The organism is Actinomycetota bacterium (assembly GCA_030776725.1).
Taxonomy (GTDB): Bacteria; Actinomycetota; Nitriliruptoria; order Nitriliruptorales; family JAHWKO01; genus JAHWKW01.
This window is the reverse complement of sequence record JALYHG010000259.1, coordinates 25,213-38,694: the sequence shown is the minus strand read 5'-3', so window position 1 is coordinate 38,694 and position 13,482 is coordinate 25,213. Positions and strand designations below refer to the sequence as shown.

The window sequence follows — 13,482 nt, the reverse complement described above, 5'->3', positions numbered from 1 at the left end:
CCGATCGACCGATCGGCCCCCGCCCGCCAACGCCCTCCCCGTCGGGAGGACCAACCGCGACGCCGACCGACTTGTCGGGCGTTGCTCGTAACTGCTGGAATGCACGTCATCATCGCCGGGAGGGCGGAGGGGCAGCGTGGGTGAAGGCTCGTACCCGGACGATCTGCGCTACACGACCGAACACGAGTGGGCGCGGCGCGAAGGTGATCTGGTCCGCGTCGGCATCACCGACTACGCCCAGGATGAGCTGGGCGACGTGGTCTACGTCGACCTCCCGGCACCCGGCGCGGAGCTCGAGCGGGGCCAGCCGTTCGGCGAGGTGGAGTCGACCAAGTCCGTTTCCGACCTGTACGCGCCGGTCTCCGGGACCGTTGAGGAGCGCAACGACGACCTCGAGGATCGACCGGAACTGGTCAACCAGGATCCGTACGGCGAGGGCTGGATGGTGGCGATCCGCCCCGACGACCCCGACCAGCTCGAGGGGCTGCTGACCGCAGAGGCGTACCGGTCACGGATCGAGTGACCAGCCGGCACTGCCTGCTGTGCGTGGACGTCGACTTGCTACCCTGCGGCCCCGAAGCAGGGTGAACCCGTAGTCGAGGGTGAGCCTGCACCGCTCCACCGGAGGCGCGATGTTCTGTCCGCAGTGCGGCTCGAGGCTCGTCGAGGACGCGAACTTCTGTTCCCAGTGCGGCGCTCCCGTCGAGGACGGTCGAGACGAGCCCCAGGACATCGACAGCACCACCGCCGCGATCGACGTGGGCGCTCTCGACCCGACCACCACGGTGGAGGGCGCCCCTGAGCTCGAGCCAGGGACCGGCATGCTGGTGGTCGTTCGCGGCCCCAACGCCGGTGCCCGGTACCTGCTCGATCGGGATGTGACCACCATCGGACGCCACCCCGACTGTGAGATCTTCCTGCACGACGTGACCGTGTCGCGCCGCCACAGCGCTGTCCAGCGCGAGGACGATCGCTTCGTCCTGCGCGACCTCGGCAGCCTCAACGGGTCCTACCTCAACGGCGACCGGGTCGACGAGGAGACACTGAGCAACGGCGACGAGGTTCAGATCGGCCGCTTCAAACTGCTGTTCCTCGGAGGCGACCTCGGCACGCCGGGAGCGCCTCGGTGAGGATGTACACGATCGGTGAGGTGCTCAACCGCCTGAAGGACGAGTTCGACGACATCACGATCAGCAAGATCCGTTTCCTCGAGTCCGAGGGCCTGATCCATCCCGACCGCACCGACTCCGGGTACCGCAAGTTCACCGACGATGATGTCGAGCGCCTGCGTTACGTGCTGCGCACGCAGCGCGATCGGTACCTGCCGCTGCGGGTGATCAAGGAGGAACTCGATCGCCTCGACGCCGGAGAGCCGATCGAAGTGCCCCTCCCACCGGTCGAAGGGACTCCGGCGGCACAGGCGCTGGCTCCCGACCGCACGGTGCATCCGCCACCACCCGATGGCGTGTCGTTGATGGATGCGGCCCCAGCCGAGGTCGAGCTGACCTTGTCCGAGTTGTGTGACGCGACCGGGCTGGAGACCGCCGACGTGCGCGCTCTGCGGGACCACGGGCTGATCCGCGGCGACTCGAGCTTCGACGGCGACGACCTGCAGGCCGCACGCGCGGCCGCGGAGCTGATGCAGCTGGGGCTCGAACCGCGTCACCTGCGGATGTACCGGCAGTTCGCGGACCGTGAGGTCGCCCTGTACGAGCAGCTGGTCACGCCCCTTCTCAAGCAGCGCAACCCCGACGCGCGCGCCACGGCCGCGTCGCAGGTCGAGGAACTGCTGCGTCACGGCCATCGCGTGCACCGGGCACTGCTGGCCCGTGAGCTGCGGACGCTGCTGCGCTCGTGAACCACCGGGTCGTCGTGGCCGTGATCGCGGCGGTGCTCACCGCCACGTTCCCGGCCCAGGCCGCCGACCTGACAGCCCCCCCGGCGCCCCCGCCGATCGTGGGCGGCCTCACCACACCGCAGGGATGGCCGGGCGCACCCGACGTGAGCGCTGACGCGTACCTGCTCACCAACCTCGACACCGGACAGGTCCTCGCGGCCAAGGCAGCCGATCAGCGCCGGCCGGTCGCGTCGACCGTCAAGGTCATGACCGCCTGGACGGCGTTGCGCCGAACGTCACTCGGGGCGGCCATCCGCGCCGGAGGAGAGGTCGCGCCGACGCGCAGCGACGGTGCCCGTGTCGGCCTCGATCCAGGGGACACGTGGACGGTGGAGGACCTTCTCGAGGCCGTCGTGGCGCGCTCGGGGAACGACGCCGCACGAGCTCTCGCGGTTGGCGTCGCCGGCACCACAGCCGGCTTCGTCGAGTTGATGCGCCAGGACGCCGCCGCCCTGGGCCTGCACGGCGTCGTGCTGCACACGCCCGACGGCCTCGACGACCGCAATCGGTTGTCCGCCCACGACCTGACCGTCATCACGCGGGCCGCGCTCTCCGACGCGACATTCGCCGCGATCGCGGCGCGCCCGTCGGTCGACCTGCCCGACGTTGGGACCGTGACGTCGCGTAACGAGCTGCTCGGGACCTATCCCGGCGCGATCGGGGTGAAGACCGGGTACACGGCGGCGGCTGGCCGTTGCCTGGTCGCCGCCGCCGTCCGCGACGGGCGACGGCTGCTGGCGGTCGTCTTGGGCAGCGACGGGCCGCAGGGCCACTTCCACGACGCCCGGGCGCTCCTGGACCACGGCTTCGCGGCGTTCGCTGACGTCCAGGTCACGCCGCGCATCGAGCTCCGCGCCCCGGGTCAGTGGGTGACGCTCGCATCCGATCCGGTCGTGGTCCTGGCACCGGCCAGCCACGCCGTCGTCGCGCAGACGGTGCAGCCGCCCGTGGAGGTCGCCACGGCACCGAGGGCGACCGCGCGCCTGACCTGGCGCGACGCCGAGGTCGGCCGCGTCGAGCTGCACGGACGGCGATCCCTCACCCGAGACGTGCACGGCGGTGCGGCGGTCGGTGCCTGGCTCGCGGACCGGGCGTACGCGGCGATGCGCGCCGTCACCGCCGAGGGCCGCTGGCCGCCGGGAACGTCACCGATGTGACCGCCCCCGTCGAGGTCCGGATCCCCTGCCAGCGGCTCCAGCGGCGTGTCGCGGTGCTCGCCGCGGACATCACACGGGCGTACGCGCGGACCGACCCCGTGTTCGTGACGGTCCTGAAGGGCGGCACCTTCTTCCTCGCCGACCTGGTGCGCCACGTGGGCCTCCCGCTGTCGGTCGACCTGCTCGCGATCAGCGGCTACCGGGAGGCCGGGACCGCGCGGATCATGAAGGACCTCGACATCGACATCACCGGCCGCCACGTCCTCGTCGTCGAGGACATCGTCGACACGGGCCTGACGATGGCCTACCTGCTGCAGGTCCTGGCTGCGCGCCGACCGGCATCGCTGCGGGTGTGCACGTTGCTGGATCGAACCGTGCGCCGCATCGCGGACCTCCCGCTGGACTGGGTCGGGTTCGAGGTCGGCGACGAGTTCCTGGTCGGCTACGGGCTGGACTGGAACGAGCGTCTCCGGCAGCTGCCCGCCATCCTCGCCGTCCAGGACGCGTCCGCCCTGGGAGCCGACCCCGAACGGGTCGCGAACCAGGCCTTGCGGTAGGGTCCCAGGCGGACGTCGGACGAGGAGCTGGTCGACGTGATCGAGGTTGAGCTCGTCGGTGTGCGGGTCGAACTCCCCGCCAACCAGCCGATCGTGCTGCTCAAGGAGAAGACGGGAACCCGTTACCTCCCGATCTGGATCGGCGCGGTCGAGGCCACGGCCATCGCGTTCGCGCTCCAAGGTGTGGAGACCCCCCGGCCGCTGACCCACGACCTCATCGTCAACGTCCTCCAGGACCTGGGCGTCGACCTTCAGGCCGTTCACGTCACCGAGCTGCGTGAGGGAACGTTCTACGCCGAGCTGCACTTCGTGCAGAACGGCCGCACTCACACGGTCTCGTCGCGGCCCAGCGATGCGATCGCGATCGCGTCCCGCCTCGACGCCGTGCCGATCTACGCCGCCGAGGACGTCATGGACGAGGCCGGCCTGGAGATCGAGGCCACCGAGGAAGGCGACGAGGTCGCGGCCGAGCAACAGCTGCGCGAGTTCCGCGAGTTCCTCGAGGGCGTGACCCCGGAGGACTTCCGGGAGGTCTGACGGACCGAGATCGCCGTCCGTGAGCTGACGCCGCATCACTGACCTCCGCCGCTCTCCCGTCGGTGGAGGGATCCAGGATCACTGACCGCCGCCTGTTCCCCCCCGTCGGTGGAGGCGATCCAGCCATGCTGCCCCCACACGGGGTTACTTGTGGAGCGAATCCCCATGTATGCAAACCACCGTGGCCGTATGCAAGCAGGGGAGCGTGTCACCGCGGGAACCCTCCACCGCCGTTGACATCGCGCCGGCGTCGCGCCTAGCCTCATCGGCGTAGTTCCACCGGTGTGACCGCTGCCGGGAGGCCAACCCATGGCAGATCCACTCGCGTTCGACCGCGAGGACCAGCTCAGCCTCTGGAGCGGCGCCGAGCACCGGGTCGGCTTCCGCGGACCGACCGTCTGCAAGATCGTCGGGATCACCTACCGACAGTTGGACTACTGGGCGCGTACGGGCCTCGTCGTCCCGTCCGTCCGGCAGGCTCGCGGCTCGGGGAGCCAGCGCCTGTACTCCTTCGATGACCTGGTCGAGCTGCGAGTGATCAAGCGGCTGCTCGACACCGGCGTGTCACTTCAGCGTGTCCGTGAGGCGGTCGAGGAGCTGCGCAGCCGCGGCCGGACTCCCGCCGACGTGACCCTGCTCTCGGACGGTTCGACGGTGTACGCGCTCGACGACAACCAGCAGGTGATAGACCTGCTCGCCCGCGGTCAAGGGGTGTTCGCCATCGCACTGGGCCCCGTCGTCGAGGAGCTACGCGGCGAGGTGACGCGCTTCCCGGTGGAGGAGGTCGATGCGGTCCCGCCGGCTGAGGATGCAGGCGGTCGGGGATCGGCTGACGTGCGCGCCGCCCGCTGATCCTGGGTGCCCGACGTTCCCCCGGCGGGGCTGCCAGGTGCGCGGGACGACGTCCCACCGGCCCCGGACGGCAGCGACCGCAGGGTCGGTGACCTACGTGAACCCGATCCAGCGCCCGTCCGCGGTCCGGCAGCCGGTGTCCCGGATCTGAGTCGGGTCTGGCCGCTCGGCCGGCTCACCGCCGGGGGGCCGCGGCACGGCGGAGGCGACCAACGTCGACCCAACGCCGACGTCGCCTTCCAACACGCCTCGGAAGCACGGTTCGCACGGCTGCTGGACTTCTACGGCCTCGCGTGGGAGTACGAGCCCGACGAGTTCCCGATCGAGTGGGACGACGACGGGTCGCCGACCGCGTGGTTCCGGCCCGACTTCTACCTCCCCGCCTTCGACCTGTACATCGAGATCACCACCTCCCAACAGCGCCTCGTGACCAAGAAGAACCGCAAGCTGCGCCTGCTGCGCGAACACCACCCGGCGGTGCGGTGCAAGCTGTTCTACCAACGCGACTACCTGGCGTTGGTGCGCAGGTACGGGTTCGACGAACACGGCGGCAACGACGACCCCGGCTGATCCCTGCGTCATCCGCCGAACGGCCGTACAGTCCGGTCTTCGTTCGCACGCCGGCAGGAGACGGGATGGGCGACCGACCGGCTCAACGCGAGCGGCTCGCCCGCTTCTTCGACCTGGCCTTGGACCTCGCCGCGATCTGCGACCTCCACGGCCGCTACGTGGACGTGAACGCGGCCCACGAGAGGGTGCTGGGTTGGCGCTCCGCCGAGCTGATCGGGCGTCGGTTCCTGGATCAGGTCCACCTCGATGAGCGCAACGCGACCGGTGCGCAGTGGAGCAGGCTGATCGGCGGCGAGGTCTACCTCCTGCGCCGCGACGTCCGGCTGCGCCACCGGGACGGTTCCGACCGGTGGTTTCAGATCGCCGCGCGGCTCGAAGCCGAGGACGGGCTGGTCTACGTCGTCGGGACGGACATCACCGAGCACAAGCTGCAGGAGCATGCCGCGCGCGAGCGCCAGTCGTTCGTCGAGACGCTGCTGGACTCGTTGCACGACGGGATCGTCGCGTGCGACGCGGACGGTGTCCTGACGCTGTTCAACCGTGCGTCGCGGGAGCTTCATGGTACGAGGTTCGAGCCGATCCCCGCCCAGCGCTGGGCTGAGCACTACCAGCTGTACGCGCCGGATGGGGTGACGCCGCTGCCGCTGGACGATGTTCCGCTGTACCGGGCGCTGCGCGGTGAGGTGCTGCGCGACGCCGAGGTGGTGCTCGCCGCACCAGACGGGGCCCGGGTGCTGAGCGCCAACGGTCAGGCGCTGGTGGATGAGGAGGGCCGGCAACTGGGAGCCGTCGTCGCCCTGCATGACGTCACCGACCGCCGTCGCGCTGAGCAGCAGGCACGCCGCCTCGCCGCGATCGTGGAGAACACCAGCGACCTGGTTGCGCTGGCTGACCTGGACGGGAACGTCACTTTCGTCAACCAGGCTGCCCGACGGTTGCTGGGAGCCGACGATGTCGCTGGGCGGCGGGTACGTGACTTCTTCACCGAGGCAACCTGGGCGAGGCTGCGGCAGTCGGTGATCGCGACCGTGCTGGAGGATGGCAGCTGGACGGGGGAGGGCCAGTTGCGCCATCTCGGTACCGGTGAGGCGATCGATGTCGACATGAGCATCTTCGCCATCCGCGCCTCGGAGACCGGCGAGCCGGTCGCGATCGGGACGGTGCAGCGCGACGTCCGCGGGCGGAAGCGCGACGAGGCGGCGATCGCGGCGCTCAACCGGGAGTTGGAGAGCCACGAGGCCAGGTTCCGCAGCATGGTCGACAGCATCCCAGGGGCGGTGTACCGCTGCGATGCCACACCGCCCTGGCGGATGCACTACCTGAGCGACGGCATCGAGGCCGTGGCGGGGTACCCGGCGGCGGACTTCCTCGCCGACCGTCGCCACCATGTCGACGTGGTCCACCCCGACCACCTCGACCGTGTCGGTGACGTCATCCTGGGTGCGACGCGGCGACGCGAGCCGTACGCCGTCGAGTACCCCGTCCGCCACGCTGACGGGACCGAGCGGTGGGTGACGAACCGAGGTCACGCCGTCTACGACGACGACGGGCGCCCCACCCTCCTCGAGGGGGTGGTGCTCGACGTGACCGAACCCCACCGGACCCAGGAAGCGCTCGCGCAGAGCGAGCAACGCTTCCGGTCACTGTTCGAGCACTCGCCGATCGGGACCTCCGTCATCGACCTCGACGGGCGCTTCCTGCGCGCCAACGCCACGCTGACGCGGACCCTCGGCTACTCGGAGGAGGAGCTGCAGCAGCGGACGTTCCTGGATGTCACTCACCCCCGCGACGCCGAGGAGAGCCGGCTGTCGTTCGCTGAGCTGGTCAGCGGTGCCCGCGACGTCATGATGCTCGAGAAGCGCTACTGCGCCCGCGACGGCAGCGTCGTGTGGGCCCGGACCACCAAGTCGCTGCTACGCGACGCTGAAGGCGACCCGCGCTTCGTGATCGGGGTGATCGAGGATGTCTCGGAGCGACGGCGTCTGGAGGAGCTCGAGGCACGGGAGCTCGAGTACCGCCTCGCCGCGGAGTACACCGCCCAGCTTCAGGGCCTGACCCGCGCGTCCCTGGTGATCAACGCCCGGATCAGTCTCGAGGAGATCCTGGACGAGGTGACCCGCCAGGCTGCCGAACTGATCGGCGTTCACCGCGCCGAAACGCGCCTCGTTGACGGCACCGAGGATGCGACGTCGCTCGTGGCCGTGCACGACACCCAGCCGCCTGGACACCACGAAGCGACGCCGGCCCGTGGCGGTGACGCTTCCGACGACGCGGCCCTGTCCGCTCCGCTGCTGGCGCGCGACGGCGCGACGCTCGGCCACATCAGCGTCTGCGACCGGCTGGGCGGAAGCTTCACGGAGACCGACGAGGCGCTGCTCCACCAGCTGGCGCAGCTGGGTTCCGCCGCCATCGAGAAGGCCCGCCTGTACCAGCTAACCGCAGCCCAGGAAGCCGCGCGCTTCCGCGAGGAGCTTCTGGCCGGCATCTCACACGACATGCAGACACCCCTGGCCAGCATCGCGGGCTTGACAGATCTCTTAGCGGCGGACCCGGAGATGCCCACGGAGCAACGCCGACAGCTGTACGCGACCTTGGCGCGACAGTCGCGCAACCTCTACGGGCTCGTGCAGCAGTTCCTCGACTACTCGCGGCTCGAGGCGGACCGCAAGCTCGTTGTGCGCCTGCGCCCGACCGACGTGGTGGAGTCGATCGAGCGGACCGTCGACCTGCTCAGCCACCGGCGCGAGATCGTGATCGGAGCCGCGGCTGACCTGCCGATGGCCACGGCCGACCCCGAGCGGCTGGACCAGATCGTCATGAACCTGCTGTCCAACGCGATCAAGTTCTCCGACGGGGCGGTCCGCGTCGTGGCGCGGCACCGACACGGACAGGTCGTGATCGACGTGGTCGACGACGGCTGCGGGATCCCTCCCGAGGACCTCGAGCAGTTGTTCAAGAAGTTCCACCGTGGCTCGAACGTGGCTGGGACGCCGGGAACGGGCCTGGGCCTGTACATCAGCAGGGCGGTGATCGAGGCCATGGGCGGCACGTTGACCGTACACAGCCAGGTCGGTTCCGGGACCCGGTTCACGGTCGGGCTTCCGGCGGTGGAGCCGTGGTAGGCGTCGACGTCGAACGCCGAGTGCTGGTCGCCGACGACGAGCCCGACGTGCGCTTGATCGTCCGGCTGCAGCTGGAACGGGCCGGCTGGGTCGTCGACGAGGCATCCTCCGGCGAGGAGGTCCTGGAACGCTTCGAGAGCGCCGAACTGCATGCGCTGGTCATCGACCAGCGTATGGCGGGGATCAGCGGGGTCGACACGGCACGGGCGCTGATCGATCTCGGCTTCGACCTCCCGATCGTGCTCTTCTCCGCGTACCTCACGCCGGACGTCGAGGTCTGTGCTCGCGACCTCGGTTTGATCACGCTGGCGAAATCGGAGATCACGACGCTCGCAGACACGTTGCACGCGCTGCTCGAGTCCTGACGTCGGTGGCGCGGCGCTAGCGTTGCCTGCGACCGTCTGGAGGGAACACGGTTGTCGAAGATCGGTGAGCTGGTCCGACGAGCCAGGCTCGGCAAGGACATGACGCAAGCCGAGCTCGCGGAGCGCCTCGACATGAGCGAAGCGCGTATCGACGCCTTCGAACGAGGCGATGAGACACCATCGCCCGACACACTTGGCGATATCGAGGACGCCCTCGGTCTCTCTCCGGGTCAGATCGCGCGGGAGGCCGGCGTGGTGGAGGGACCCTGATCCGGCCGGAGCGGCGGCTCGACTGATCCCGCTCGGCATGGCGAACGGTGAAGCGCCTCCCGACCTGGATCACCGCCGCACGGCCACGATCACGGTGCGTTCAGGAACCGAGCGGGCGATCCGCTCGGAGTTGTGACCGATCCCGGGGCGGGTCGGTGGCGTGCCCAAGACGACGATGTCGCCTTCCACGGTGCGCTGCGGAAGCGACTCGGTCGGGCGACGCGGATCGAGGACCTGGTTGGTCTCACGTTGCTCTCCGAGCCGCTCGCGAACTCCCTTATCGTTCACCGGCATGATCACGAGCAGAGGGACCCCGCCTTCGTCGGCGAGTCGGGTCGCCACCTCGATCGAGAGGTCGAGGTCCAGACGCCCCGCCGGGGTGAGGTCGGCGCGGGTGACGGCGAGCACGATCCGCTCGACCACCTCGTCGGTCCCGGGCCGGCAGACGAGAGCGGGCACGCGGACCTGGCGCAGGACCGTGTCGATGATCCCACCGAAGAAGTTCTCACGCGCGTTGGCGTAGCCCTTCCACCCGAGGAGCACGCAAGAGGCGTCGTTCTCCACGATCGTGTGGAGCACCCCTGCAGAGGGCGACGAGTCGATGCGGACGAGCGAACGAGCGTCGGCTCCACGGCTTCGAGCGAGTTTCTCTGCCGCCTCGGTGGCGGTGCGATGCTCGTCCAGCTGCTCACGTGACGCTTCGAACCCCAGGACGTTGACCGCGAGCACCTCACCGCCGTCGCCGACCGCGATGAGACCCGCCAGTTCCGCGAGCGGACCGACCGAATGCGGGTTCGCGATCGGGACAACCACCGTCCTTCCCAGCGGTGGGATCTTCCGCGCAGGGCGTTGCATCCTCGGAGCGGAGCGCTCCCCGATCAGCGCGCTCCCGATGCAGGTGAGAAGGATGACGATGATGACCGCGTCGAGCGCACGCTCCTGGAGGAGGCCCACCTCCACGGCGACGAGCGTGACCGCGAGGGCACCCGCCGCCTGAGCTCCGGTGAGAGAGATCATCATGCCGAGCTCCGGGCGGCTGTAGCCCAGGACCCTCGCCGTCACCCCGGCCGCCGCCGTCTTCGCGCCGAAGGCTGCCACGGTGAGGCCGAGGCCGAGCGCGACACGTTCGGGCGCGGTCACGACGGCGATGGGATCGATGATCATGCCGGTGGATACCAGGAACACCGGCACGAGGAAGGACTGGCCGAGGAACTCGACGCGGTCGCGCAGCCAGCTCCCCGCCGGAACGAACCTCGCGACGCCGAGGCCGGCGAGGAACGCGCCGACGATCGCTTGGATGCCGGCGATCTCCGCGAGCGCGGCCGAACCGAAGAGAACGACGAGCACGAAGACGAACCGCACGATGCGGTCCTGGCCGAGTCCCGCGAAGAACCACTTGGTGAGTCGGGGCAGACCCCGGAGAACGAGGAAGAGGAACACCGCGAGGATCGCGACCAGCTGGATCCAGAACACCGGAGCCGCCACATCGTCGCCGATCGCGGCGACGATCGCGAAGACGAGAAGTGCTCCCACAGTCGAGATCAGCGTCGCGCCGATCGTCGCGATGACCGCCGGGTTCCGCGCCAGCCCGAGCCGCTGCACGAGCGGGTAGGTGATCGGCGTGTGTGACGTGAACGCGGACGCGACGATGAGCGCGCCCACGAGTGACAGACCGAGGCCCACGCCGACGCCGGTAACGAGCAGCATCGGGATGACGAACGTCGCCGCCGCGAAGACCAGGGATGGGCGCCGGTGCTCCGCGAAGCTCTCGCGGTCGAGGTCGAGCCCGACGAGGAACATGAGATAGAGCAGTCCGGCGTCGCCGAGCACCTCGATGACGCCCTCGCGTTCGAGCAACCCGGTCGTGTGCGGCCCAACGAAGGTCCCCGCGACGATGAGCCCGATCAGCCCGGGGACGCCGAGCCGCTCAGCAGCGATCGGCGCGACGAGCATCACGCCGAAGACGACGATGAAGAGGAGCGCAGGGTGCGCCAGCGGCAGCTGTAGCACATCCACGCGCGGTTCCCCCGCTTCGAGACGGGCGCGACTCGGTCAGGTGCCTTGACGGATCACCGGCCGGGCTGGGCCTCGACCACTTCGATGTCTGAGGTCTCGCTGGCGCTGAGCCGCTGCTTCATCCACGGGATGATGCCACCCTGCAGCAGCACGTCGACCTGCCGCTCGGACAGCTGGTGGGTCGCGGGGAAGTTCGTGCCGTTGGTGAGGTTGTCGACCTCGATGTGGTTCCCGGTCGCGACCGCCTCGCGCAAGCCGCTGATCCGCAGCACGTCACCTTGGGCGATGTCGTCGTGGTGGGCCTCGTCGACGAACGTCAACGGCAGCAACCCGAAGTTGATCAGGTTCTGCCAGTGGATGCGTGCGTAGTCCTTGGCGAGGACCAGGCGGAGCCCGAGGTAGCGGGGCGCCAGCGCCGCGTGCTCCCGTGACGAGCCCTGCCCGTAGTTCTTCCCCCCGACGACCGCGTGTCCGCCGGTCAACTCGATCCCGTTGGCCTGCCCCGGTTCGCGGACGTCGAGCGCCCGGTCGTGGTAGGTGCGATCCAGGATGTCGAACGCGAAGCGGCTGATGGCGGGGATGTTGGAGCGGTACGGAAGCACGCGCGTCCCCGCGGGGAGGATCTCGTCGGTCGAGACGTTGTCGCCGACCTTCAGCAGCACCGGGACCACGACGTGGTCCGGCAGCGGCTCCATCTCGGGTATCGACGCGATGTTGGGCCCCTTGCGGATCGCGACCTGGCGGGCCTGATCCCGAGGTGGCGGGCCGAGCAGCATCTCGGCGTTGAGGATGATCTCATCGGGTTCGTGGACCCGCGGGTAGGCCATCGCGAACTCGTCCTCGAGGTCGCGCGGGTCGGTGATCACACCCGTCAGCGCCGACGCGGTGGCCGTTTCGGGGCTGCACAGGTAGACCCTGTCCTCGCGTGTCCCCGTCCGCCCGGGGAAGTTCCGCGGCACCGTCCGCAAGCTGATGACGTCGGTGGCGGGCGCCTGACCCATCCCGATGCAGCCGTTGCACCCGGCCTGGTGGATCCGCGCCCCGGCATGCAGCAGCGACAGCAGGTGCCCGTCACGGGCCAGGTTCTCCAGGATCTGGCGGGAGGTGGGGTTCACGTCGAGCGACACGCGGGGGTGCACCTGACGCCCCGCCAGCCGACAGATCTCCGCGGCCACGGCGAAGTCGCGGTAGCCGGGGTTGGCCGACGAACCGACGTAGGACTGCGCGATGTCTTCACCGGCGACCTCGTGCACCGGGACGACGTTCCCGGGGCTGGTCGGCAGCGCGATCAGCGGCTCCAACTGCGACAGGTCGATCTCGTCGTGCTCGTCGTAGGTCGCGTCGTCGTCAGCAACGATCTCGGTGAAGTCGTCGGCGCGGCCCTGCTGTTCGAGGAAGCGGCGGACCTCGGCGTCCGCGGGGAACACCGTCGTGGTGGCGCCCATCTCCGCGCCCATGTTGGCGATCACGTGCCGGTCCATGCACGACAGCGCCGCGAGCCCCGGCCCGTAGTACTCGACGATCTTCCCGACGCCGCCATCCACGTCGTGTCGGCGGAGCATCTCCAGGATGACGTCCTTGGCCGAGACCCAGTCGGGCAGCTCCCCGACGAGCTTCACACCCCAGATCCGGGGCATCTTGATGCGCAGCGGCTCGCCGGCCATGGCCAGCGCGACGTCCAGACCGCCCGAACCGATCGCCACCATCCCGATCGCGCCAGCGGCCGGGGTGTGGCTGTCGGACCCGGCCATGGTCGCTCCCGGCTTGCCGAACCGCTCCTGGTGCACCGGGTGCGACACGCCGTTCCCAGGCCGGCTGTACCAGATCCCGAACCGCTCACAGGCCGACTTGAGGAACAGGTGGTCGTCGGGGTTCTTGTGGTCCTCCTGGATGACGTTGTGGTCGACGTACTGCGCGGACAGGTCCGTCTTGACGCGGTCCAGGCCCATCGCTTCGAGCTCGAGCATCACCAGGGTGCCGGTTGCGTCCTGTGTCAGCGACTGATCGATCCGGATCCCGATCGGGTCGCCCGGCTGCATGTCACCTTCGACGAGGTGAGCCTGGATGATCTTCTTCGCGACGTTCAGACCCACGGTGTGGCCTTCCGTTCGCGAACGACGTCGGCCGTGACCCTATCAG

At 69.5% G+C, this 13,482-nt stretch carries 13 protein-coding genes; 11 read left to right on the top strand and 2 right to left on the bottom strand.

What is annotated here, in order from left to right:
• Nucleotides 1-136 precede the first annotated feature (136 nt).
• The 11 genes from gcvH (at nucleotide 137) to M3N57_12645 (ending at nucleotide 9,327) form a co-directional block, all read left to right on the top strand.
• Nucleotides 137-523, top strand: a complete 387-nt coding sequence (gene gcvH / locus M3N57_12695) for a glycine cleavage system protein GcvH (protein MDP9023529.1) — start codon at nucleotides 137-139, stop codon at nucleotides 521-523.
• 109 nt (nucleotides 524-632) lie between these two features.
• Complete coding sequence (locus M3N57_12690) at nucleotides 633-1,130, top strand: zinc-ribbon and FHA domain-containing protein (GenBank protein MDP9023528.1); 498 nt, start codon at nucleotides 633-635, stop codon at nucleotides 1,128-1,130.
• Between the two features lie 2 nt (nucleotides 1,131-1,132).
• Nucleotides 1,133-1,858: a MerR family transcriptional regulator gene (locus M3N57_12685; GenBank protein ID MDP9023527.1), complete on the top strand. Its 726-nt coding sequence runs from the start codon at nucleotides 1,133-1,135 to the stop codon at nucleotides 1,856-1,858.
• Nucleotides 1,855-3,054, top strand: coding sequence for a D-alanyl-D-alanine carboxypeptidase (locus M3N57_12680; GenBank protein MDP9023526.1), 1,200 nt, complete (start codon nucleotides 1,855-1,857; stop codon nucleotides 3,052-3,054). The genes M3N57_12685 and M3N57_12680 overlap by 4 nt, the downstream gene beginning before the upstream one ends.
• Nucleotides 3,051-3,611, top strand: a complete 561-nt coding sequence (gene hpt / locus M3N57_12675) for a hypoxanthine phosphoribosyltransferase (GenBank protein MDP9023525.1) — start codon at nucleotides 3,051-3,053, stop codon at nucleotides 3,609-3,611. Before M3N57_12680 ends, hpt begins: the two co-directional genes overlap by 4 nt.
• Nucleotides 3,612-3,647: 36 nt before the next feature.
• Nucleotides 3,648-4,148 carry a bifunctional nuclease family protein gene (locus tag M3N57_12670; GenBank protein ID MDP9023524.1) on the top strand — a complete coding sequence of 167 codons (501 nt, stop codon included), beginning with the start codon at nucleotides 3,648-3,650 and terminating at the stop codon, nucleotides 4,146-4,148.
• Between the two features lie 309 nt (nucleotides 4,149-4,457).
• Nucleotides 4,458-5,000: a MerR family transcriptional regulator gene (locus M3N57_12665; protein ID MDP9023523.1), complete on the top strand. Its 543-nt coding sequence runs from the start codon at nucleotides 4,458-4,460 to the stop codon at nucleotides 4,998-5,000.
• Nucleotides 5,001-5,006: 6 nt separating this feature from the next.
• The gene (locus M3N57_12660) at nucleotides 5,007-5,570 is read left to right on the top strand and encodes a hypothetical protein (GenBank protein MDP9023522.1); all 564 of its coding nucleotides are present in this window, start codon (nucleotides 5,007-5,009) and stop codon (nucleotides 5,568-5,570) included.
• Between the two features lie 65 nt (nucleotides 5,571-5,635).
• Nucleotides 5,636-8,692: a PAS domain S-box protein gene (locus tag M3N57_12655; GenBank protein ID MDP9023521.1), complete on the top strand. Its 3,057-nt coding sequence runs from the start codon at nucleotides 5,636-5,638 to the stop codon at nucleotides 8,690-8,692.
• Complete coding sequence (locus M3N57_12650; GenBank protein MDP9023520.1) at nucleotides 8,686-9,057, top strand: response regulator; 372 nt, start codon at nucleotides 8,686-8,688, stop codon at nucleotides 9,055-9,057. Before M3N57_12655 ends, M3N57_12650 begins: the two co-directional genes overlap by 7 nt.
• Before the next feature lie 51 nt (nucleotides 9,058-9,108).
• Nucleotides 9,109-9,327 (top strand): helix-turn-helix domain-containing protein, encoded by a 219-nt coding sequence (locus M3N57_12645; GenBank protein MDP9023519.1) that lies wholly within the window; start codon nucleotides 9,109-9,111, stop codon nucleotides 9,325-9,327.
• A 69-nt stretch (nucleotides 9,328-9,396) separates the two neighbouring features.
• Here M3N57_12645 and M3N57_12640 read toward each other — a convergent pair whose 3' ends face one another.
• Both M3N57_12640 and M3N57_12635 read right to left on the bottom strand, forming a co-directional pair.
• Complete coding sequence (locus tag M3N57_12640; GenBank protein MDP9023518.1) at nucleotides 9,397-11,343, bottom strand: cation:proton antiporter; 1,947 nt, start codon at nucleotides 11,341-11,343, stop codon at nucleotides 9,397-9,399.
• 53 nt (nucleotides 11,344-11,396) lie between these two features.
• Nucleotides 11,397-13,436, bottom strand: a complete 2,040-nt coding sequence (locus M3N57_12635) for an aconitate hydratase (GenBank protein ID MDP9023517.1) — start codon at nucleotides 13,434-13,436, stop codon at nucleotides 11,397-11,399.
• Nucleotides 13,437-13,482: the final 46 nt, after the last annotated feature.